The 23,754-nt window shown below is 39.3% G+C and carries 21 protein-coding genes; 12 read left to right on the top strand and 9 right to left on the bottom strand.

The genetic code is table 11. The features are described from left to right. The first annotated feature begins 15 nt into the window (after nucleotides 1-15). Complete coding sequence (locus tag HMPREF1321_RS03905) at nucleotides 16-2,187, top strand: glutamine synthetase III (protein ID WP_009421440.1); 2,172 nt, start codon at nucleotides 16-18, stop codon at nucleotides 2,185-2,187. Between the two features lie 181 nt (nucleotides 2,188-2,368). On the opposite strand, the gene HMPREF1321_RS03900 is transcribed toward HMPREF1321_RS03905, so the two are convergent. From HMPREF1321_RS03900 to HMPREF1321_RS03870, 6 genes are all read right to left on the bottom strand, one after another. Beyond that, a complete protein-coding gene (locus HMPREF1321_RS03900; protein ID WP_009421470.1) occupies nucleotides 2,369-3,190 on the bottom strand; it encodes a leucine-rich repeat domain-containing protein in 822 nt (273 codons plus the stop codon). Nucleotides 3,191-4,109: 919 nt separating this feature from the next. Beyond that, on the bottom strand, nucleotides 4,110-5,396 hold the full coding sequence (gene hemL, locus HMPREF1321_RS03890; protein WP_009421422.1) for a glutamate-1-semialdehyde 2,1-aminomutase: 1,287 nt from the start codon (nucleotides 5,394-5,396) through the stop codon (nucleotides 4,110-4,112). A gap of 61 nt (nucleotides 5,397-5,457) precedes the next feature. Then, a complete protein-coding gene (locus HMPREF1321_RS03885; protein WP_009421437.1) occupies nucleotides 5,458-6,384 on the bottom strand; it encodes a PfkB family carbohydrate kinase in 927 nt (308 codons plus the stop codon). A gap of 201 nt (nucleotides 6,385-6,585) precedes the next feature. After that, nucleotides 6,586-7,947: an O-antigen ligase family protein gene (locus HMPREF1321_RS03880; protein WP_009421505.1), complete on the bottom strand. Its 1,362-nt coding sequence runs from the start codon at nucleotides 7,945-7,947 to the stop codon at nucleotides 6,586-6,588. Nucleotides 7,948-7,955: 8 nt separating this feature from the next. Further along, nucleotides 7,956-8,981, bottom strand: coding sequence for a hypothetical protein (locus HMPREF1321_RS03875; RefSeq protein ID WP_009421477.1), 1,026 nt, complete (start codon nucleotides 8,979-8,981; stop codon nucleotides 7,956-7,958). Continuing rightward, nucleotides 8,971-9,744: a glycosyltransferase family 2 protein gene (locus tag HMPREF1321_RS03870; RefSeq protein ID WP_034575651.1), complete on the bottom strand. Its 774-nt coding sequence runs from the start codon at nucleotides 9,742-9,744 to the stop codon at nucleotides 8,971-8,973. The genes HMPREF1321_RS03875 and HMPREF1321_RS03870 overlap by 11 nt, the downstream gene beginning before the upstream one ends. A gap of 63 nt (nucleotides 9,745-9,807) precedes the next feature. On the opposite strand from HMPREF1321_RS03870, the gene HMPREF1321_RS03865 reads away from it, so the two are divergent. Both HMPREF1321_RS03865 and HMPREF1321_RS03860 read left to right on the top strand, forming a co-directional pair. Next, nucleotides 9,808-10,971, top strand: a complete 1,164-nt coding sequence (locus HMPREF1321_RS03865; RefSeq protein WP_009421429.1) for a glycosyltransferase — start codon at nucleotides 9,808-9,810, stop codon at nucleotides 10,969-10,971. A 6-nt stretch (nucleotides 10,972-10,977) separates the two neighbouring features. Then, nucleotides 10,978-12,915, top strand: coding sequence for an LTA synthase family protein (locus HMPREF1321_RS03860; RefSeq protein ID WP_009421488.1), 1,938 nt, complete (start codon nucleotides 10,978-10,980; stop codon nucleotides 12,913-12,915). Between the two features lie 4 nt (nucleotides 12,916-12,919). Here the strand turns inward: HMPREF1321_RS03860 and HMPREF1321_RS03855 are convergent, their stop codons facing one another. Both HMPREF1321_RS03855 and HMPREF1321_RS03850 read right to left on the bottom strand, forming a co-directional pair. Next, entirely contained in the window at nucleotides 12,920-16,225 is a 3,306-nt protein-coding gene (locus HMPREF1321_RS03855; protein WP_009421494.1) for a DUF2723 domain-containing protein, read from the bottom strand. A gap of 767 nt (nucleotides 16,226-16,992) precedes the next feature. Then, nucleotides 16,993-17,373 carry a helix-turn-helix domain-containing protein gene (locus HMPREF1321_RS03850; RefSeq protein ID WP_009421502.1) on the bottom strand — a complete coding sequence of 127 codons (381 nt, stop codon included), beginning with the start codon at nucleotides 17,371-17,373 and terminating at the stop codon, nucleotides 16,993-16,995. A gap of 180 nt (nucleotides 17,374-17,553) precedes the next feature. Here HMPREF1321_RS03850 and HMPREF1321_RS03845 point away from each other — a divergent pair, with 180 nt between their 5' ends. The 9 genes from HMPREF1321_RS03845 (at nucleotide 17,554) to HMPREF1321_RS03800 (ending at nucleotide 23,213) form a co-directional block, all read left to right on the top strand. Further along, entirely contained in the window at nucleotides 17,554-18,186 is a 633-nt protein-coding gene (locus HMPREF1321_RS03845; protein ID WP_009421489.1) for a hypothetical protein, read from the top strand. Nucleotide 18,187: 1 nt separating this feature from the next. Continuing rightward, entirely contained in the window at nucleotides 18,188-18,712 is a 525-nt protein-coding gene (locus tag HMPREF1321_RS03840; protein WP_009421461.1) for a TlpA family protein disulfide reductase, read from the top strand. A 94-nt stretch (nucleotides 18,713-18,806) separates the two neighbouring features. Next, nucleotides 18,807-19,031, top strand: a complete 225-nt coding sequence (locus tag HMPREF1321_RS03835; protein ID WP_009421453.1) for a hypothetical protein — start codon at nucleotides 18,807-18,809, stop codon at nucleotides 19,029-19,031. Next, nucleotides 19,012-19,239, top strand: a complete 228-nt coding sequence (locus tag HMPREF1321_RS03830; RefSeq protein WP_034575650.1) for a hypothetical protein — start codon at nucleotides 19,012-19,014, stop codon at nucleotides 19,237-19,239. Before HMPREF1321_RS03835 ends, HMPREF1321_RS03830 begins: the two co-directional genes overlap by 20 nt. A 415-nt stretch (nucleotides 19,240-19,654) precedes the next feature. Then, complete coding sequence (locus tag HMPREF1321_RS03820) at nucleotides 19,655-20,077, top strand: hypothetical protein (protein WP_232205418.1); 423 nt, start codon at nucleotides 19,655-19,657, stop codon at nucleotides 20,075-20,077. Next, the gene (locus HMPREF1321_RS03815; protein ID WP_009421427.1) at nucleotides 20,074-20,529 is read left to right on the top strand and encodes a hypothetical protein; all 456 of its coding nucleotides are present in this window, start codon (nucleotides 20,074-20,076) and stop codon (nucleotides 20,527-20,529) included. The genes HMPREF1321_RS03820 and HMPREF1321_RS03815 overlap by 4 nt, the downstream gene beginning before the upstream one ends. Before the next feature lie 12 nt (nucleotides 20,530-20,541). Continuing rightward, entirely contained in the window at nucleotides 20,542-20,763 is a 222-nt protein-coding gene (locus HMPREF1321_RS03810; RefSeq protein WP_009421415.1) for a hypothetical protein, read from the top strand. Between the two features lie 73 nt (nucleotides 20,764-20,836). Continuing rightward, a complete protein-coding gene (locus tag HMPREF1321_RS03805; protein ID WP_009421428.1) occupies nucleotides 20,837-21,022 on the top strand; it encodes a hypothetical protein in 186 nt (61 codons plus the stop codon). A 25-nt stretch (nucleotides 21,023-21,047) separates the two neighbouring features. Beyond that, nucleotides 21,048-23,213, top strand: coding sequence for a peptidase domain-containing ABC transporter (locus tag HMPREF1321_RS03800; protein WP_009421413.1), 2,166 nt, complete (start codon nucleotides 21,048-21,050; stop codon nucleotides 23,211-23,213). Between the two features lie 284 nt (nucleotides 23,214-23,497). Here the strand turns inward: HMPREF1321_RS03800 and HMPREF1321_RS12170 are convergent, their stop codons facing one another. Beyond that, entirely contained in the window at nucleotides 23,498-23,584 is an 87-nt protein-coding gene (locus HMPREF1321_RS12170; protein ID WP_232205424.1) for a glycosyltransferase, read from the bottom strand. Nucleotides 23,585-23,754 lie beyond the last annotated feature (170 nt).

Here is a 23,754-nt window from a genome sequence, read left to right as displayed (position 1 = left end):
ACTTACCTGTTACCTATGCTAAGATTCACCGCTCTTACTACCGCACAAAACCGCAAACCGGTGGCGGTACCCGAAAATGGCAAACGCTCCGAACTGTTTGCCCAAAATGTATTCAACGAAGAGGCTATGCGCCAACTGATGACCCGCGATGCCTTTGCCGCTGTAATGAACGCCATACACAATGGCACTAAAATAGACCGCCGTGTAGCCGACCAAGTGGCGACCGCTATGCGCGATTGGGCAATCTCCAAAGGCGCTACCCATTACACCCACTGGTTCCAACCTCTTACAGGGGGTACTGCCGAAAAACACGACGCTTTCTTTGAGCCCGTTACCCGCGACCGCGCTATCGAACGCTTTGGGGGCGGACAGCTCGTACAACAAGAGTCCGATGCTTCCAGTTTCCCCAATGGTGGTATCCGCAATACTTTTGAGGCACGTGGCTACACTGCTTGGGATCCTTCTTCACCGCCTTTTGTCTACGGCACCGTGCTTTGTATCCCTACAATATTCATTGCCTATACAGGCGAGGCATTAGACAACAAAACGCCATTGCTCAAAGCCCTTAGTGCTCTCGACCAAGCAGCTACCGAAGTAGCCCGCTATTTCGACAAAAATGTGAGCAAAGTAACCACTACCTTAGGCTGTGAACAAGAGTACTTCCTCATTGATAAAGCCCTTGCTAATACTCGCCCCGATTTGATGATTACCGGTCGCACCCTCTTAGGGCATCAAGCGGCGAAAGGACAACAGCTAGACGACCACTATTTAGGGGCAATTCCAAGCCGTGTGTTGGCTTTTATGCGCGATTTGGAGCAAGAGTGCCTATTGCTTGGTATCCCCGTGAAAACGCGCCATAATGAGGTCGCACCTAACCAGTTTGAGTTGGCGCCTATCTTTGAAGAAGCCAATTTGGCGGTCGATCAAAACTCATTGCTGATGGACGTGATGCGCAAAGTAGCCGAGCGCCACGACTTTGTCATCCTATTCCACGAAAAACCTTTTGCAGGGGTGAATGGTTCGGGTAAGCACAACAACTGGTCGCTTGTAACCGATACGGGCGTAAACCTCTTAGCACCTAGCAAAACACCTATCAAGAACCTGCAATTCCTCACTTTCTTCATCTGTACTATCAAGGCAGTATGTGAATACGAGCCTTTGTTAAGAGCCTCAGTGGCATCAGCGACTAATGATTACCGATTAGGTGCCAACGAAGCCCCTCCTGCCATAGTATCAGTATTTATAGGCGAACAGCTTACCCAAGTGTTAGATGCCTTAGAAGTATCGTCCGATAACCTATCTCCTGAGGAAAAAACCGAACTCAAACTAAATGTAGTAGGCAAAATACCCGACCTCTTCCTCGACACTACCGACCGCAATCGTACCTCGCCTTTCGCCTTTACGGGCAACAAGTTCGAGTTCCGCGCGGTGGGCTCTAAAGCCAACTGTGGCAAGCCTACAATGGTACTGAGCACCATAGTAGCCCAACAACTCACCGAGTTTAAGAAAGCAGTTGATGCGCTTATAGAGGGGGGCAAGAAGAAAGAAGATGCGATCTTTAAAGTGTTGCGCCGTTACATCAAGGAAAGTAAGAAAATACGCTTTGAAGGCGACGGTTATAGCAAAGAATGGGAGGAAGAGGCTGCCCGTCGTGGACTGTCAAACCATAAAACGACACCAGAAGCACTGAAAGAAAACATTAGTGAGAAGGCAGTGGCTTTGTTTGAAAGTACAGGTGTACTGAGCAAAGTAGAGCTTTTGGCGCGTTATGAAATTGCCTTAGAAGAATACGTGAAAACCGTGCAGATAGAATCGCGTGTGCTGGGCGATATAGCGCTGAACCACGTGGTGCCTACTGCCGTGCGTTATCAAAATACCCTTATTGAGAACGTAAAAGGCTTAAAAGAAATATTTGGCGATAGCTATCAAGAAGTAGCTGCCGAGCAAATGGAGCTCATACGCCATATTTCCGAACATATCAAGGTTATCCACAGTCAGGTGGAAGCAATGGTAGAGGCTCGCAAGCACGCCAATCACTTACCCGATTTTGAAGCCAAAGCCGATGCTTATTGCACGCAAGTAAAACCTTTCTTTGAGATAATACGCTACCATTGCGATAAACTTGAACTTATGGTAGACGACGAACTTTGGACACTGACGAAATACCGCGAACTGTTTTTTAATTAGGAGCGAGCCGCACGGGCAATAAATCAATCAGCTTTATCAGCCGAGTCGGGCTCGTCAGGCAAAACCGATTTTTTTGTAATTCGTAATTGAAATCTTAGACTTTGATAAAGTAAATCAATACAAAATGAGCCAATGTGCATACCTGCACATTGGCTCATTTTCTAAATACTAATTTGCTAATTTATTCGATAATAGCAGTAATTTCATCTTTCCAAGTACTCCAATTAGGAGCATTCTTGTAATCGTTTACTCTTCTTGAAGGTACATAAATATTTCTTCTTATTGATGATCCACTAAAAAAAGCACTATCTCTTTTCAAAGTAGGAACTTCTAAAAAAGCTTTAACTGTAATATTACTTAACACAAAACAACCTGAAAAAGCTCTTGAACCTATTATACGTATGGTTTCAGGTAAGATAGCTTTTTCAGCTTTTTCACATGAAGCAAAAGCTGCTTCCCCTATTTCAATAAGCCCAGTGTTATCTAAATTAATTTGGGTAAGAGCTGTGCAGGTGTTAAATGCATTGTCACCTATTTTTTCTACCTTACCAAACTGTACTTCTTTTAGTTTGTAACAACCCTTAAATAGAGAGTTTGCTATTTCTTTAGTGTTGGGTAGTTTTATCGAAGTTATATCGGTATTTTCAAAGGCAGCTTCCCCAAAAGTAATATTGGATGTGCTATTAAAAGTAACTGTACTAATAGAAGAGTTTATAAAAGCATAATCACCTATTTCTTTCAAGTTAACAGGCAGGTTTATGCTTTGTAGTTTGGTGTTTCTAAAAGCATTTGCTTTAATAGTATTTACTTTTTGTAGTTTGCTATCGGCTTGCATATCTAGTGAAGTAGTACTAGTGTTAGTCCACTTCACAAGGGTTAAACCGTCAGCACTAAGTTCATAGTAGCTAGCAGGAATGTCGTTGTTTACAGGGTCCTCTGTTTTATCTTTGCTACAGCTTGCAAAAACAGTAGCAGCTAAGGTTAAAAATAAAAATTTTTTCATGGTGTTTTTTTTTGATGTTTAGAGTGCAAAGCTACAAAATAATTATCAATAAACAATTAATTATAAAGATATTTTTTAGTATAACCAATCCAATATATCAAACTGGCAGGAGCTACAAGAAAAGCGCCAGAGGAGGTCGTAGCACGACGGGCGGGTGCGAGCCGCACGGGCGGGGAAAATGAGAAAATGAGAGAATGAGGAAATGTGGAGGGTTGGAGGATTCGGAAGGAAACGGAAAAGAACGGAAGAGAGGAGAGAAGATTTTTGGTGAAAAAAGGGTGTAAGATGGGTGTGGTTAGCTTATAGAGAGCTTATAGGAAGCTTATACGAATCTTGGACGATTGGTATAGAAAGGGTGTGTAAAAAATTGATTAATAGCTTAATACAACAATGCCAAAAATACCAAAAATGGGCTTTCGAGACGAAAGAAAGAGGAATCCTCACCCCGTTCACATACTCTCCTATTCGGAGACTTCTCCCAAGGAGAGGGGGAGTAGTGACCAGTAGAGAGCGACGAAAAAGGGAGAATGTGGTGACGAAAATCAAAAAAAACCTCCCCCTAGCCCCCTCAGAGAGGGGGAATGTAGCGACAGAAAAAGGGGAATGTGGTGACGGAAAGGAGAAGGGATAATTAGAGAATTAGCAAATTTGAAAATTAGCAAATGGGGTGGTGTGAGGTCTTAGGTCATAGGTAATAGGGGGGAGTATGACGAAAAAGGGGAATGTGGAGACGGAAAAGGTGAAGGTAATGTAGGGTCGTGGTATGACGAACAAGTAGAAACTTTGGTAAAGTGTAGGACGAAAATTCGCAAAGCAATTTTGATAAGCGATAATAAAAAAACACTTTGTCAAAAAGTATCGTAGCAGTACGTGCGGTTAGAGACTTTGACAAAGTGTAGTATGACGCTAACTATGAGTGTTACAACTCCATAATTACTCTGTTGAGAGCTCCGATGGTCTTATCTAAATCTTCGTAAGTAAGGGCGTCGTTGAGGAAATAACTTTCAAAAGCGCTTGGAGGTAAGTAAATACCTTCGCGTAGCATTCCGTGAAAATACTTGCGGAAGCGCGCTGTATTGCTCTTAGCTGAGCTGGCGAAATCGGTTACGGGTTCTTCGGCAAAAAAGAGGGTAAACATCGAACCAAAGCTATTGATTTGGTAAGGGAACCCTGCGCGTTTCAGTACGTTGTCGAAGCCTTCGTGCAAGTAAGCTGTTTTTTTCGCCAAACTGTCGAATACCTCAGGTTGTTCATTCAGCGCTGTGAGCATTGCCAATCCAGCACTCATCGCCAAAGGATTTCCGCTAAGAGTCCCCGCTTGATACACGGGACCTTCGGGAGCTAAATAGCTCATCACTTCTTTGCTACCGGCAAAAGCCCCTACTGGGAGTCCGCCACCAATCACTTTTCCGAAGGTAACGATATCTGCTTTGATACCAAAGACCTCTTGCGCTCCGCCTTTTGCCAAACGGAAGCCGGTCATCACTTCATCGAATATCAAAAGTGCTCCGTTTTCGGTACAGAGTTGTCTCAATCCTTCCAAAAATTCTTCGGCAGGAGGTACACAGCCCATATTTCCAGCTACGGGTTCGATAATTACGCAAGCGATTTGCTGAGGATTGGCTTCGAAGAGGGTTTTTACGGAAGCTAAATCGTTGTAGTTTGCTAAAAGCGTATCTTTAGCTGTGCCTTGAGTCACGCCAGGACTATTGGGACTACCAAAAGTTGCGCCACCACTACCCGCCTCGATGAGGAAAGCATCGGAATGTCCGTGGTAGCAACCGGCAAACTTGATAATCTTCTCACGACCGGTATAGCCACGAGCCAAGCGTACGGCGCTCATACAAGCCTCAGTACCGCTGTTCACAAAGCGAATCTTATCGATATGAGACACCATTGAGACCGCTAATTCGGCGATTTGGACTTCGACTTCGGTAGGAATACCGAAAGAAGTACCTTTCTTGGCGCGCTCGGTTACTGCCTCAATTACCGGAGGGTAGGCGTGTCCTAAGATGAGCGGTCCCCAAGAGGCGATATAATCGATGTACTTACGGTTGTCCTCATCGGTGAGGTAAGCGCCTTGGGCTTCTTTGATGAAAATAGGGTGTCCCCCTACGGCATTGAAAGCGCGTACGGGTGAATTGACTCCGCCAGGGAGTACTTGTTGTGCGGCTGCGAATAGTTCGCTACTTCTTTTGTAAAGCATATCTATTTAGGTAAGAGGTAAGAGATAAGAGGCAATAGATAACACTTTTACTTCTTATCTCTTATTTAAGTTGAATATCAAATTGAGTAAGGTCACGGAATTGTTGTAAACGGGCGTGTCGCTCGTCTTGGGTAAGGGTAAGCAGGCGCTCAGCTCCAAATTTCTCGATGCAAAACGAGGCGATGTTCGAGCCGTGAACAATAGCATTTTTTAGATTACTGAACGAATAGTCGTGGGTTTTGGTAAGATAGCCTACGAGTCCGCCAGCAAAAGCATCACCGGCGCCTGTGGGGTCGAATACTTCGGCTAAGGGGAGTGCTGGCGCAAAGAACACTTTGTCATCGTGGAATAATAGCGCCCCGTGTTCGCCTTTTTTAATCACCACGAACTTCACTCCCATTGCCATAATGCGCTGGGCGGCTTTCACGAGCGAATATTCTTTGGTAAGTTGGCGTGCTTCTTCATCGTTGATTGTAATCATATCTACGCGGGCGATTACCTCCATTAGCAAGTCCCAAGTGTGGTTCATCCAGTAGTTCATTGTGTCCATCACCACTAATTTGGGGCGCGATAGCATCTGGTCGAGTACGTCCATTTGCAGAGTAGGGTGCAGGTTGCCGAGTAAGAGCACTTCGGCATCGCGGAAGGCTTCGGGTACTACGGGCTTAAAATTAGCAAGCACGTTCAGTTGGGTGTCGAGGGTATCGCGTTGGTTCATATCGTTACGATACTTGCCACTCCAAAAGAGCGTTTTTCCTCCGTGCACTATCTCAATGCCCGATACGTCGATATGGCGCTGGGCGAGGAGGTTTAAGTAGTCTTGTGGATAGTCGTCTCCTACGATAGAGACGACAGCTGAGGGGACTTCGAACTGAGCGGCAGCAAGGGCTATATAGTTAGCCGAGCCCCCCATAATAGCGTTGCTTTTTCCGAAAGGAGTTTCTATTTGGTCGAAAGCAATACTTCCGAGAATGAGTAGTTTATTCATTTAAAATAGGTAAAACCAGTAAACAGTGGATTTGTGAGTAATAGATTTCGGGGGCAAAGGTAGTGAAAAAAGTGGATAGAGAGAAGGGAAAGACGAAAAAAGTTTTGTGAGAATAAGAAAGCTGAACAGAAGGGAAGTATAGGATAAAAATTTATAAAAGGAGGTTGATAGAAGAATACTTTTAAAAGAAGCAAAGAGAGGTTAAGTTTGTTGGGGAGGAATAAGGCAGAAAAGGAAGAAAGGAATGCAAATGGGATAACCCATTGTGTCTTCTGTACTATTGAATATGGCAAAGGCAAGGAGCACATAAATACCTAAGAAGTATTTATTTTTGAGTCCGTAGTATATTACTAATACGTGGAAAAGTAATAGGAAGGAGAGTCCTAACAAACCTTGGTCGACGAGAGTAGTTAGAAAATCATTATGTAATTTATTTAAGTTAGAATTTAATTGTTGTAGTATTTGAACTTCATACCCTGCACCTCCACCTATAAAAGGATGTTCTTTAAAATGAACTAAGGCAACTTCATTGACTTTAACACGTCCTTCATCATTAAAAAACGTAGTTTTAGTAATAATTTCTTTAGTAATCAAGCTTCCTATAATAAAAACTATTACTGTGAAAAGGGTAATCAGTTTAGGCTTTTTGACCTGTTTCATCAGTGATACCCAAACGAATAAAGATATCAATATAAAGATACCTAAAATAGCTACACGAGCTTGTACAGCAAAAGAAAAGATTAATAGTGTTGCAAAATATAATAATAGTTGGTAAGTAGTTATTATTTTTTTTTCTCCTTCTTGCCAAAGCCAGTATCCTGCTACACCAACAACCATACAAATCCAAGCCATCTTACTTGGGTGACTTGTTTTTGTCCAAAGAATAATATTGTAATACTTTGCTAAAAGCTCTTGATCACCCATATAGCCTAAGTAACCTTTGTTAAAAGATAAAAAAGCAAAAAAAGACTGATTTAAACTTTTTAGTAAAAAAATATAGGAGATGAATTCTAAAATAAGTAGTCCTAAAAAAATAGAAAATACTGTATAAATAAACAATTTTAGGTCAGCTTTTTCTACTTTATAAAAACAGCTCACTATAGGTAAAAAAATAAATAAGCAATAATAATCAATATGGTCAAACCCTTCTTTAATATTATTAGACCATAAAACACTTAAAAGTTTTATTGTACTAAAAATAAAAATAATAATCATTATAATATGAGGTTTGTAAAAAGTTCTCTTGTAGATACCATAAAACAAACAAAGTAAAAGTAAAACAATACTAAGACCTAGAGGGGTTTTATGATTATAAAAATATATAGCTACGATCAGAGAAGCAAAAATAGATATAAAAGCGTTAAAAAAACTAATACCTTTCAATAAAGAATCTCTTTTTTGATAGATATCTACAAAAGAAAGTCCTAATACTATTGCACTCCCAACATAGAAAAACAATAGAATATCAGTAGAATTATAAGGATTAATTGCAATAGGAGCAAAAAATAAAATTACTGAAGCAAATAAACAAAATAATTGAGAGAATAATATGGTGTGTTTCATAACGATATTTATTTAGGAACAATAATAGGGGTATAAGACTCAAGGTTCAAAATGTAATGTATCCAATTATCAAAACAGTACTTCCCCTTAATTTCTTGGGGGATATCTTCATAAGGAAGAAGTAGGAAATCTTTGAGATTATCTGTATTGCCATTTTCTATAACATAAATATTATTAGAGTTATAGAAATCGTATTTTTTAATTTCTACATTATTGGTTATTAGTTTTTTGCCATAATTTAATGCTTCAAAAACACGAAAAGACAATCCTTTGTTCTTTCCTCCTAAAATATCTATTAAAAGAGTTGCTTTTTTGGTATTAGCTAAACTTTCACTATAACTTATAGGGTGTTCAATAAAGTTGATTCCTTGTGATTGATAAGAATCTACTCCCTTTACTTTGTCAGAATTAAAAAAATATATATTTTGTTGATAGTTAAGTTCCCGAGTTATTTTAAGGATAGAAGAAACTAAGTCAACTCTATCCATTTTATTAGGATATAAACTTCCTAAAAAGTAAACACTTGGGGTAAGAGTCTCATTAGGAAGAGCATCGTCTTGAAAATAAAAATTAGTAGCAGGAAATATTCCTTTTTGTAAATCGACATCATAAGGGTCAAAAGTGTAAAAAGTATCGAATAAAGAAATATAACGTTTGCCTTCTGGGAAGATACGAAAATTATCCCACTGATAGGCTATAAACTTGTTAGCTTTATTCTTAATAGCTTTTAGAATACTTTTAGGATATAAATCTGATCGAAATACAAGAGCATAATCTGCTTTCTTTTCTATAAGATTGAAAGTCGTCCAAAAGTCTTTGTCTCTTTGAAAAGCAATACTCTTCTTGTAATCATGTTTGTTAAAAAACGTTTTTAACAAAAAATTTATAATTCTTTTGAGAGGTGTATAAGTAAAGTTAGAATTGAAAGAGAGGTATATAACATCAAACCCTAATTTTGTTAGATGGTCATATATTTCATTGTCAATCCCAAAAGCTTTAGGAGCACATAATATGATACGTTTTTTATTTTCCATTCTTTTCTTCTTCTCGTTTTAAAGCTTTAAAGTTCTCATATACTGATAAGGCTGAAACCTTACTGAGCAAAAAGCCTTCTTTACCATCTAAGACACCTAACTTGAGTATATACGTCTTAAAAAAAGCAAAACACATTTTAGTATACATTTTTAAAGCACTGTAACGTTTTCCCTTAGCGTACATTTCTTCTCCGCGTAATTTGCCGTACAACACCGCTTTTTGTCTGTACGAATCATAATCGCTTACCGAGTAATGTAACAACTTGTTTTTAAGTGCCCCTATACTACCTTCCACGGCAAGCGTCTCATGTACCTTGCGCTCAGGCACGTAATGGCATTTTGACTTGCGGAATAACCGAAAATTCTTATCTCCTTGTGTACCCGAGTAGTATATAGGCTTCCCCGCAAAGAAAAATAATCTCCGAAAATAATAAGCGTCTTTCTTGTCCGTACGGCTCAAGGTCTGTATAATCTCAGTCTTAAGTTCAGGAGTAATGCGCTCATCACCATCCAAAAAAAGCACCCAATCATTGGTTGCCTCCGCTAACGCCAAATTGCGTTGCTTCGCAAAATCTTCAAACTTATGCTGTATCACCTTTACTTTCGGAAAAGACTCGGCAATGCCTACAGTAGCATCCTTACTATACGAATCCACTACTATGATTTCGTCGCAGAAGTCAAAACACGACAGCGTTTCAGCTATGTTTTTTTCCTCATTATAAGTGATAATCAGTCCGCTCACTTTTTCAGATATAGGTGACATTTTATTATTTTTTTTGCAAAGATAGTATTTTTTCTGTATTTTTGCATTTAAAATAAAAATATTATGCCCAACATCGGTTTTGTTCACGGTCGATTTCCTTATGGAGGGGGAGAGAAAATCACCTCTAATATAGCGCCATATCTCACAGCCTTAGGATATAAAGTGTTTGTGTTTTCTTCTCATATCGCTCATCAAGAGCTTACCGACGAAGATAAACAATATATCACTTTTGTCGATATAGGCAAAACCCGCCTGTTTTCTCGCCCTAATGTGTCTTTAGCTGATAAAGTAAACGAATTAGGTATTGATGTGCTGGTGTTTGTGGGCAAGAGTTTTAGCGCTTCTGGCGAAGGTATCTTTAAGAGAACTCAATGCAAATGTATCTTTGCTCATTATGGAGCTACCTTTTGGCAGTCCGAAAACGAATTGGAAAGCCTCAAGCAAAAAGCGAAGAAAAGTCTATTACACTTTCTCTATTTCTGGGGATTCAAGATACCTTCTTACCACTTGTACAGAAAAATTAGAATCGAAAAATACCGCGTTATCTACAATCATTACCACGCCTTTACCGTGCTCTGCGAAGCTTATAAAGATGAACTCACCCAAGCTCTACAACTCACCGATAATCACAAACTAAAAGCGATTTCTACCCCTATCCCTTCAGTACCTACTCCCTACTCTTTGCAAAAAGGGAACGTTTTGCTATACGTAGGTCGTATGTCCTATAAAGATAAACGTGTAGACCGATTAGTCTCTATATGGGAAATGATATATGAGCAATTTCCTGATTGGCAATTCTTTCTTGTTGGCGACGGCAAAGAGCTCCCTAAACTACGCGCTATGGTAGAAGAACGTTCTCTACCTCGCATTACTTTCGTCGGTAAAACCGATGATATCTATCCTTATTACAATAAGGCTGCTATCTTCTGCCTTTCTTCTCAAATGGAAGGACAAGGAACAGTCCTAATGGAAGCCCAACAAGCTGGTGTCGTTCCTATTGCTTTCGACTGCTCTGCTGGGGTAAGAGGTATCCTCGCTCCTAATGGCGTAAATGGTATACTTGTAAAACCTTTCGATATGAACGATTATGCTCACCAACTTTCCGAATTGATGCGTAACGCTTCTTTGAGAAACAAAATCCAACAAAATATCCTCCCTAAAGCAAATGACTATAGTATAGAAACAATCGTAAAACAATGGGACGAATTGTTTAAAACCATATTGTAATTACTTATGAAATCTTTCCGCGCTACCGAATACAAAATTCTTGCTTACCGACTAGCTTTAGTCTACCTATTTTACTTTTTAGCTCGCATCGCCTTTTATAGTTTCAATCAGGCGCACCTCAGTGTAGACGGCATAGCCGACTTCTTACACCTCGCTTTCTACGGCTTGCTATTCGATACTACCGCCATTATCTATGTGAACCTTCTGTTCATCTTCCTAAGTGTGCTCCCTCTGCTCATCAATACCAAGCCTATTTTCCAAAAAGTGCTCTTCTGGGTGTACTTCATTTGCAATATACCTGCTTATCTGCTCAATTTTATCGATATTGCTTATTTTTCATATAATAAAACACGCCTTACGACTAACGATTGGGCTTTGGTAGAAAACGAACACAACCCACTGACGCTACTCGCAGGCTTCTTGGTGCAGTATTGGGCTATTTTTGCGGTCTTTTTAGTATCAGTAGTGCTATGGGTATTCCTCTACAAGAAATTCCGTGTGAAAGAAGAAAATGTAATGCATCGAAAACCTTACTTTATCACATCGGTAGTGGTGTTGGTGCTATTGGCACCTACGCTTATTTTTGGTATACGTGGTTTTTCGTTCAAAAAAGGGGTGATTCCACTTACTGTGATGGACGCTAGCAAATATGCCCGCGATATCTCTCAAGTGAATGTACTGCTCAATACACCATTTACCATTCTGCGCACTATGGGTAAAAACAAAGGTTTTAAAGAGTTTAAATTTACTACCGAAGACTATATTACCCAAAATATCAAACCTATTAAACAATATCATCGTAACATTACTAAACAGCCTAACATAGTAGTCATCATTCTCGAAGGAATGGGCGCTGAATACTTCGGAGTGATGAACCAAAATACTCATATCCCAAACTACCGCACACACACACCTTTCTTAGACTCTTTGGCACAACAAGGGTTCTATTTTACTAATATTTATGCCAATAGTGTTCATTCTATTGAAGGCATTTCAGCTGTAACGGCAGGTATGCCTACCTTCCAAACCGCTTGGGTAAGGTCGGGATATGCTCAGCGCAAAGTGTCATCTTTGCCCGAAATCGCACGCTCTTTGGGTTACCAAACGCTCTTTGCGCACGGTGCTACCAATGGCTCTATGAATTTCGACGGCTATACCCACCAAATTGGATATGAAACTTACTTAGGGCGTACTGAATTCAACGATGAGCGCTACTATAATGGCAGTTGGGGTATAGACGATGAACCCTTCTTGCAGTACTTCGCAAAAAACATCAACCAAATGAAGCGTCCGTTTTTGGCAACGGTTTTTACTCTTTCCTCTCACGGTCCTTATAAAGTGCCCGAACCCCTCAACAAGCGTTTTAATACCGGCGATATGCCTATGCATAACGTAGTGGAATACGCCGATTATTCCATCGGAAAATTCTTCGATACCGTTAAAAAAGAAGATTGGTATACGAACACTATCTTTGCCATTATCCCTGACCATACTACTGAAGATTATTACGATTATTACAAACAGAAGATAGCACACCACCGTTTGCCTATTATTTTGTTTAGCCCTAATAAAGCACTTATCCCACAGGGGAGCTCAGATGTATTGGGGCAACAAATAGATATTTTTCCGACTCTCGTAGATTTGATGGGGTACCAAAAGCCTTTCCGCTCTTGGGGGCGTAGCTTGCTAGCAAACAAAGCCGATGAAACTCCTCGTGCTTTTGTTACCAATACGCAGTTCTACCAGCTCATTCAAGGTAATTTTATCTATGTATTAGACCTCCAAGGTGAAGTGGTTGGTGTATATGCTAAGGACGATTTAAACCTCACTCACAACCTCAAAGACCAAATCGCCCATAATGAAGAAATGAAAAAAGGCATCGCTGATATGCGTGCCTTTATGCAAGATTTTATGAATAGAATCATTAATGATAAACTGCAATGATTACCTAATTTCCACTATCTTTCTCTGCTCCTGTCTGAACAAGCGTGTCCACCTCCTCATCCATTAGCATCTTCATATACTCATCAAACTCTTGCGATTTCATAAACGGACTCGCCTTCGCTCTGAGCACTTCTACTTGTCTTTCGTAAAAATCCTTATCCAAAGGCGCTATGAGCAACAATAATTCTCCATAGCGGTCTATGGTATACTGTATTCTAGCAGTATTAGCGTATCGCTCATCTGGCGATAAGTGTGCGTAATAATTCAGTTCTTCTTGATATTTCCCAAATATCTGCAAAGCTAATTTACGAGCGGTTTCTTTCTCTCCTACCCTAAAATAACCTTGTACAAAAGGGTCGAGAGTGAAGTAATAGCCATAAGCCTCCAAAGGCATATGCTTCATTCCGATATCCAAGATATCTTTGGCTTTATTTAATTTGCCTTCTTCTATCAGTTTTTCGGTAAGACGTGCCAAATTACCGCGGAAGATAATACTGTTCTTACGCGTTTCGGGGTCTAAGTAAATACCTGCTTTACCCATATTGCCCCAATCCCATTTCTTTATGATGTCGTACATCAAATTACTGTCTATACGACCCATATCAAAGGGGTGCTTCTTATCGATTTCTGTTTTAATAGGCACAAGTTTGTACACCAGTCCATCTAATTGCAAGTACTCCTTCATCCAGATATATTCAGCAGAGTCCATACTACCTCCGGAGAAGTATATCGGGCGTTTCCAATCGTTATAAGCCAAAATATCCAGCATCACAATACGTGCTTTATCGATAGCACTAGGGAGCGTGATATCTATATAGTCTACTATCTTATCAGCGTCTTCGGGTTTTACAATGCCGCTCTTTAATACGTTTTCTTTATTTACAGGAATCCGTATTTTGTTCGTAGGGTAGTAGTTAAAAGTTCTACTTTCACTACTACTGCTACTGAGCTGTGTATTGGGGTCATCGCTGGTTACCCATTTCACAAAGTCTTTAATATTCCAGCGGTTCTCGGTGCGTTTTTGGAAATACACCCCTTCACGCACCCCGTGAGCATATTGTTTGTGCACCATTTCACCTGGGATAGGACTACTTTGGTACGCTTGGCGCTTCATTTGGTCGATATACCAATCCGTTTGCAACAAGCTGGTATTAATTATCCGCACATCGGTGCGATAGCCTTCTATTTCTTGGGCATACCACAGTAAGAACGTATCGTTATCGCCAATGGTGAATATCATAGCGTCTTTATCTTTAACTACCGAGCTCAAATAAGCGTCCGCAATAAACTCTGCCGAATACTTTTGCGAGCGGTTGTGGTCGTCCCAATTCTCACTTGCCATCAGCACAGGTACAGCAAGCAAACTCGCTACCACTGCCAAAGGCGCTCCTATTCGTGGCGAAAGCATCTTCCTAAGTGCGTGGAATAACGCGTATACACCCACTCCTATCCATATAGCAAAAGCGTAGAACGAACCTACTAACGCATAATCTCGCTCTCGCGGTTCAAACGGTCGTTCGTTCAGGTATATTTTCATTGCCAAACCCGTAAAGAGGAAAAGCATCATCACTACCCACGTTTGGCGTTCGCTCTTCGTCGCCATAAAAAATAACCCTAAGAGTCCTAAGAGCAAAGGCAGGAAATAGTAAGTATTACGAGCTTTATTGTTCAGCACATCGGCAGGAAGGTTGTCTTGCGACCCAAGGCGGAAACTATCAATAGGCTTAATGCCCGATAGCCAGTTGCCGTGGTCATTCTCCATCTTGCCTTGCACATCGTCTTGCCTGCCTATAAAGTTCCAAGCAAAATAGCGGAAGTACATATACCCAAACTGATACTCGAACAAGTAGTGCATATTCTTCCAAAAACTTGGCTTCTCTACTTCTATATAGTCCCGATATTCGGTAAGAAATTGGTCGTAACGCTCAGGCGGAAGCGGTTGTATTTGCATTTGCCTTTGCACTTCTTGTAAGAACTGATAGAGCTTCGGCTCGTTATACGCTTCTTCTTTTATTCTAAACGTAAGTAGCCCTGTGAGCTTCATATAATTCGCCGCGTGTTGCGCACTCCACATTCTCGGCAAAACACCCTCTTGTTTGCTATTCGACGCCATCTGAGCGTTTTTGTACTGATTCACGATGATGTATTTGCCTAAGGCATAATCGCGCTCGTATTTTGGCTTCGCATCTTCATACGGGTTCTCTTCGTCTAATCCAGCGTATTTATCCGAATACATAGGACCGTAGAACAAATGCGTTTCGGGGTATTGTTCAAGGTTGTAATAAGCTAATAGCAAACGCGCATCAGTCGGACTGTTCTCATTGATAACCGTATCAGCATTCGCGCGAATAGGTATCATTAGCCAAGACGAAAACCCTATAAACACAAACAACAAGCATAAAACGCCCGTTTGCAAGCGCACTTTGTTTTGCTTATAAGCGTAGTTCAGCGTAAAATAGAAGAACGCAATAACCGAGAGTCCCGCGATAATAGTCCCTGAGTTGAACGGCATACCGAAGCTATTCACAAAAAATACTTCCAAATAACCAAAGTACGCCAAGGTGTAAGGTAATATTAGTTTAAATATCAACAGCAAAATAGCGATAGAAACTACATTAGCAATGATGAAGTTCACTACCGTTTTCTTGTAGTTACTCTTGAAGAAATAAAGCATACCAATGGCAGGAATGGTCAGTAGCGCCATAAAGTGCACCCCAAACGACAGCCCCACTACTAACGATATCAGTAACAACCAGCGGTCGCCACGTGGTTCGTGCAAACTGTCCGTCCACTTAATGCCCAGCCAAAACATAGCCGACATAAATAGCATTGCCATTGCATACACTTCTGCTTCCACCGCGTTAAACCAAAAACTATCCGAGAAAGTATAGGCAAGAGCCCCTACAACCCCACTCCCCAAAACAGCGATAAACTGCCCTTGGGTAAGCGTAGCAGGCGTTTTTTCTTCAACAGAATTGGTTCTTTTTAAAGCGATTTTCTTGGTCAAATTTACAATGATGAAGTACAAGAAAAGAACCGTAAAAGCACTCGATAAAACCGACATATAATTCACAAACAGCGCAATCTTATCCGAGTTGGGAGCAAAAGCAGCTATAAAAGCACCCATCATTTGGAATAAAGGCGCTCCGGGAGGGTGACCCACTTCCAATTTCGCTGAGGTAGCAATATACTCGCCACAATCCCAAAAGCTAACCGTAGGTTCTACCGTAAGCCCATAAGTGATAAGAGCTACGGCAAAAACAGCCCACCCCACAATGAGGTTATATTTCTTAAATTGATTATCTGTCATCAGTATTTTATATTTCAAAGTGCAAAGGTAAGAAACAATTACCAAATGAGCAAATTTGTCAATCAGATATAACCCCCTCACTTCTCCATTTTCTCATTTTCAAATTTGCTAATTCTCTAATTTCTCTTCCCCTTTTCCGTCCCTACATTCCCCCTTTGGAGGGGGCTAGGGGGAGGTTTCCTCCGCTTTTCCGTCGCTCTCTACTCGTCACTACACCCCCTCTCCTTGGGAGAAGTCTCCGAATAGGAGAGTATGTGAACGGGGTGAGGATTCCTTTTCTTTCGCCTCGAAACCCCGTTTTCAGCATTTTTAGCCCTGTTGTATTATACTATTAATCAATTATTTATATACCCTTTCTATAACAATCGTCCAAGATTCGTATAAGCTTCCTATAAGCTCTCTATAAGCTAACCCCACTCTTCTTACACCCTTTTTTCATCAAAAATCCTCCCTTTCTTCTTCCGAAACACTCCGTTTCCTTCCGAATACACCTAACAGTCCCAACATATCGCTTTTTCATCTCAAACTTTGCCAAAGTTAATCGCCCGTCGTGCTACGACTGCCTGTGCGGCTCGCACCTTTGCCAAAGTTAATCCCCTCCGCTGGTTTACAAGGCGCAGCCTTTATTTTGTTTAAATTTTGTTTGATTTCTGAGGCACAGCCTCATTCCTCTAATACAACCTCACACCCATTTCCTCATTCTCTCATTCTCTCATTTTCTCATTTTCCTCGCCCGTGCGGCTCGCACCCGCCCGTCGTGCTACGACCTACTTCTTCAAAAACCCTTTTAAAAAGGCTATTTGTTCGTCCTTCTCTTTCAGCCGTGCCTCATACGAAGCGATAAGTCTCTCTATCGTCTCTTTATTCTCTTGATAAAAGTGCTCTATTCTTTGAGCAGAAATACTAGAATCTTTATTATAGCTATTATGTTGCACCCAACTCTCCCCTATGTCTAAAAGCTCATTTACAGGAATGCCCAAAACAGTAGAGATTTGGAACATTCTCTCCACCGAAAGTTTAGTCTCGCCTGTTTCTATTTTTCTATAAGCAGGAGGAGTAATTTCTAAATCATCAGCCATATTTTCATACGTATAGCCTTTTTTGCTTCTTTCTTTAGCAATTCTTTCTAATATTTTGTTTATTTCCATACCAAATATATACTATTAGTTTTCTTGGCAAAGATAGGAAAAATAGACTAATGCGCAATTTTTTTTAACTAAAAGTATATTTTTCATAAACCAATAGTTTATTTTTTCTTCTTAAAAGTATTGCGGAATTCAAAAAAGATACTATACCTTTGTAATGTGATTTAAAACCAATGCGTTATTATGAAATGGAATAACAGCTCTATTTTTATTGCTTTATCAGCTACTTATATAGTGCTTTCTTATATCTCATCAGCAGTGCTAAACCTAAACGGGGTAATGGCACATTCCTTATCCGAACAACTCACCGCCGAACAGATTAACGAAGTACTCTCATTTAAAGATAAATGGCAATGGGTAGGCTATGTGTTCGTTCCTATACTACTACTGATAAAAATAAGCGTTACCGCCCTGCTGATAGACATAGGTTGTCTGTTTTACAATGAGAAACTACCTTATAAACAGCTTTTTCGTATGGCGCTATTAGGCGAATGTATCTTTTTAGCCGTCCCTATTATTAAGTTGTGTTGGTTTGCGTTCTTTCAGCCCAATTTTACTTTGGAGGACGTGCAGTATTTCTATCCGCTTTCAGCACTGAATATCACAGGGTATAAAGGTATTGCTGTTTGGTTTATCTATCCTTTGCAAGTGCTGAATTTATTCGAAATAGCCTATTGGTTTTTTATGGCGATACAACTGAATAAAGCCATCGGTAGCACCACCGGCAAAGGGATTAACATTATGGCAAGCGGTTATGGGGTAGGTTTACTCTTATGGGTAGTATGTGTGATGTTCTTTACCTTAAATATTTCGTAATATGAAGAAATCAGTCATAAAGAAACTCATTATAGCAGTCGTACTACTATTTCTAAGTTTTATGGGTTTTCAAATCGTACAAAAGTTACAATACAAAAAGCAAGTACAGCAAAAACTCAACACTTTGCCCGAGTTTAGCTTTCAAACCTTAGAAGGGAGTGCTTTTACGAAAGCGAACCTTCCTAAAAATAACAAAGCAGTTTTTATCTATTTCAATACCGAATGTGGCTATTGTTTCTATGAAACCAAAGACATTAGCGAGCAGTTAGAACATTTTAAAGCAACCACATTACTACTCGTCTCAAACGAGAGCAAAGAAGCCATTAAAGCCTTTGCCATAAAGCAAAACTTACTGGGTAAAGACAAGGTAATATGCTTGCAAGATAGCACTTACACTTTTGCTAAACAATTCGAAGCCAATAGTATACCCTATATATTGGCGTACGATGCGCAAGGCAAATTACTACTCAGGCATAAAGGACAACTAAGAGCCGAAAAACTATTACAGCTTTTAGGCGAAAAATAAAATCATCTGTTAAGGAGAGGAGCAAAAAAGCTAGCGTTTGTGGATACTTCTTTTAGATGATAGTAATTATTTATTAATATAAAATTTTTAAACGATGAAAAAATTAGAATTAAAACAAATGGAAGAAATCCAAGGAGGAGATCCTAGAACTGCTTTTGCTTGTGGTTTTGGTGTAGGAATGGCCTTGTTTGGATGGGGAGTACTGGGACCCTTTGCTTTAAGTGGATTAACCCTATGTATGAATAGTGATACTTTCACGCGTAATAATGTTGAATTAGAAACTATTAAACCTATAGAAAATGAAATCATTAAACTTTAATCAAATGAGTGAAATTCAAGGAGGAAGCGACACAAAAGATTTCGTCTCTGGTCTTGTTTGCGCATATGGCATATTCACTATAACTACAGTTATAGGAGCTGTTATGGCTGTTGCAGGTTGTTCTACTTTCTTTGATTGGCAACAAGCACCAATTGAACCAATAGAACCTATTAAAGCAATTGATAACAACATTTTTAATGAAAAATAATGTAAATAAATTAAGACATATTGCTATGTTAGTTTTTATTTTTTTCTTCTTTATATACAATATGATAGAATATTTACGAGAAGGGGAAGGATTGAACTATGTAATATCAAGTGGCTTAATTTTTATAGCTGTTTTAATATCGCTTCTCTATCCTAGGAAGGAGAATAAAATATAACATTATTAATGTTTTAATATTGAGCGTTAGCTTGCTTCAATGTAAAAAATTTTAACCTTAACAACCCTCATTTAGGGTTTCTTAAATGAGGGTTGTTAAAACCTTTTGTTTTTGAGGCACAAGCCAAAAAAATAATTACAGCTTATTATGCGCATTTTTGGCAATTTATTTAGGCTTTTTGTAGTAGCTATTACTATTGTATTATTCTATCTTGTAGATAAGACAGAAGGGAATATCGTTTTGTACAACATTGTATTAAATATATTTTCTTTATCTATTTTTATTCCTTTAGATAACTTTAAAGAAAATAAATACATTACTTTCAAAGAGCAAAGTTTATATACCCCTAATTGGGTAGTATTGTTGTTGCCTTTACTAATGGGGTTCTTTTATAAAATAGAAAACACTTTTTCTATCCTTGAAACAGTAGTATTAGTTGTAGCTTTGCTTATCTTGGCAACAGTTATTGTTAAACTAAGTTTATATCTTTTAAAATTCAAGAGGTATTACTATATTTATATATGTATTATGGGAATACTTCTCCAAAACTATATAGCTTTTTTTAGCGATACTTTTTTTAAAAATATATCCTTTATCTTAGCTTTAAGTGTAGCAGGAGCAGGCTTCTTGTATGAAGAAAAGAGAAAAGAACAATCCGTATGAAAAAGGAAGATTTATCTAAAATATTTATAGCTTTATACGCTGTATTATTAGCCCTCTACGTAATAGTCATTGTATTTGCTTTTGAGAAAGAACACTTCACCGAAGCCTTTTTAATGGACTCAGTAGTGTTCATCTCCTTGCATTTGGTTATCCCTTTCATATATCCCGAAAAGTATAAAGAAGGGAAGGTGCTAGCCAATGTAGGTCAGTTGCTCAAAAATCCTTTCTTTATAGGGTATTTTGTATTAAGCAGTGTATACCTTTGCAAAAATATCATAGGCTATCAGTGGTACGAAGTGCTTTTAGCACATATAGTAACCGTTCTTGTAGTGCTTCTTGTTTTAGAGGCTTTGAGGCAGTACATAGCTAAACACTATAAAAAGGAATATTATATTACTATTTGCTATTTTATACTATTTCTTATCATTCTCGCCAAACTTATTTGGTTTTAAAACCATTAATTTATGAGACCTTATTTAAGAAAGGATTTAAGAAGTGTTATATTTATAGTTGCTTTTCTTACTGCAGGAGCTAGCATTGCTTACGTTGTAGTGATGAATCCTGAACCCAAAATATTTTGGGCTATGATGATCAATGTTTTTGTATGTGTATCCACTGGTATATCTGTTGGTATAGACATTTACAAAATACGAAAAGAAGAAGAAAAAGAACAACAAAAGCGTTAGCTTGCTTTATAAAATTTAACCTTAACAACCCTATTTAGGGTTTCTTAAATGAGGGGAGTAAAAATACTTAGTTATGAATCCCAGAAACCCTATTGTTATTATAGCAATGATACTCCTCGCTTTGGGTAATACTATCTATGCTGTAGTGGAATATTTCCATAATGAAGGAGGTATTGCCCAAATAGTATCGGGCATTCTATTCGTTATTACTTTTTTAGTAGTATATTTTGAGACCAAAAGGAAAAAAACTAAAAGCTAACTAACTTTATCAGCCCTTCTGTTATATGTCTCTCTCCCTAAAACTTATTCATAAAACTTTTGTACTCCAGCACGACCAAAGCGATTGCGGAGTGGCTTGCTTGTTGTCTCTTGTCCAATATTACGGTGGTGCGCACACCTTAGAAGAACTCCGCTCCCTTAGTGGTACTACCGTGCAAGGCACTACCCTATTAGGGCTCTACCAAGCTGCCAATTCCATAGGTTTTGAGGCAGAAGGCAACGAGGCTGATATAGAAGTTCTCAAAGCCTATAACGCTCCGCTTATACTGCATTTAACTATGGGCAACTTAGAGCATTATGTAGTGTGCTATGGCTTTGAAAAGGGTATATTTATCATTGGAGACCCCGCCAAAGGTATTATAAAACTATCTCCACAAGAATTAAACAGCCTTTGGCGTTCTAAAACTTGTCTAACACTCACCCCTACTCCGCAGTTTAAAAAGAAAACAACACAGCAAAAAGCACAGTTTAAATGGTTTTTAAACCTCATTCAAAAAGACGTACGCCTGCTACTCATCAGCGGACTCTTAGGCACAGTTATAGCTGTTTTAGGTTTAGCTATGGCTATCTTCTCTCAAAAACTCATCGATAATATCCTCCCCTCAAAAGACGTTAGTAAACTCATTCAAGGCGTGCTATTGCTCACTTTCTTGTTATTGGCACGCATTGGTATTTCAGTAGTGAGAGAATATTTCTTACTCTTGCAAGCCAAAGACTTCAATACGCGTATCAATGAGCAGTTTTTTAGCAAACTCCTCCACTTGCCCAAATTCTTTTTCGATACACGCAAAATAGGCGAATTAGTAGCCCGCCTAAACGATACCCAGCGTATTCAACGGGTCATAAAAATGCTCGTGAGTGCTACGTTTATTGATATTTTGGTAGTGCTTATTACGTCTGCGTTCTTGTTTTACTACTCTTGGCAAGTGGGGGTATTCACTTTGCTTTCCATTCCCATTTACTTTTTTGTCATTCATAAAAACAATGCTAAAATCGTTGCCTTACAACGCGAAGTAATGCAGAGTTACGCTTTGGTCGAAAGTCATTATATCAATACCTTTCAAGGCATTACCGATATAAAGATAGGTAATAAACAAGGAGTCTTTTCAAAAGTAAACAAGACTATTTTTCTCTCTTCACAAGAGAAAGCATTTCAGTTAGGTAAAGTAAACATCAAACTCTCTTGGATTTCAGGGGCGATAAGCGTCATTTTCTTAGTGAGCATACTCGTTTACAATGCCATACAAGTGCTAAACGGAACATTACTATTAGGCGAACTGATGGCTATCCTCTCAATGGTAGGTTCTTTATTGCCCTCTGTTCTCAATTTAGCCCTGATAAGCATTCCTATCAACGAAGCTAAAGTGGCTTTTGCTCGTATGTACAATTTCACAGCCATACCTCCTGAGCAAGAAGAAGGTGAAAATATCCACACTATCGATAGGATAACCTTAGAAAACGTATCGTTTCGCTTTATAGGTAGAAAACCTATCTTGCACCATCTTTCTTTACAAATAAACAAAGGCGAAATAGTGGCTGTTGTAGGTGAAAATGGTTGTGGTAAGAGTACGCTTGCCAATCTGTTATTACAGTTTTACCCTCCTGATGAAGGTATTATTTACATCAATCAGCAATACCCTTTAAACACTATTGCTACAAAGAGCTATCGCAGTAAAGTAGCCTATATTCCTCAAGAAGTAGCTATTTTCAACGGAAATGTATTGGATAATATTTTATTAGGAACTCCTTGTAAAGCAGAAGACCTCTTGGCTTTTCTTAGTGAATATGGCTTCGACACTTACTTCAATCAGTTTCCACAAGGCTTAGCTACTCAGCTGGGAGAGAAAGGTGTAAATATCTCAGGCGGACAAAAACAACTTATTGCCTTTGCGCGAGCGCTGTTTAAGAAACCTCAATTGCTCATTTTAGACGAAGCTACCTCAGCAATGGATAGGCATACCGAAGCTTTTGTGCATAGGATACTCAATCAAATTAAACGCGATAGTCTTACACTCTTTATTTCTCATCGTTTGCATTCCTTACAACACTTCGCCGACCGTATTTGTATTTTAGAAAACGGCACCGTAAGTCATTCAGGCACTCACAACCACCTTATGCAAACCCAAAACTTCTACAGCGATTTCTTTCTAAGGAATAAGCCTACCCATTAATATCAGTTCAATATAATATATAATACTATTTTTCCCCTGCTCATCGCCCTACAACCTTACATTCCCTTCGTCATTCGTCATTCGTCCCTCGTCATTACTTCCCTTTTCCGTCGTACTCCCTCCTAGTGCCTATGGCCTAAGGTCTAGAGCCTCTTCCTCTTTCTTTCGCCTCGAAACCCCGTTTTTAACATTTTTAGCGTTGTTGTATTACACTATTAATCAATTCTTTACACACCCTTCCTATACCAATCGTCCAAGATTCGTATAAGCTTCCTATAAGCTCTCTATAAGCTAACCCCACCCATCTTACACCCTTTTTTCACCAAAACTTCTCTCAGCTCTCTTCCGAACTTCTCCGTTTCCTTCCGAATTCTCTAATGTATCACTTTTTGTAGCACACACTTTGCCCAAGTTTTTGTCTGTGTGGCTCGCACCTCATTTTCCCATTTCCTCATTTCTCACACCCCCTTATTTCCATCTCTATTTTCGTTATAGATATATTTGCCTTATATTTTAATTATAAAACGTTAAAGATTGTTAA

It is taken from the genome of Capnocytophaga sp. oral taxon 412 str. F0487 (genome assembly GCF_000271925.1).
Taxonomy (GTDB): domain Bacteria; phylum Bacteroidota; class Bacteroidia; order Flavobacteriales; family Flavobacteriaceae; genus Capnocytophaga; species Capnocytophaga ochracea.
This window is presented reverse-complemented; position numbering and strand designations above follow the sequence as displayed.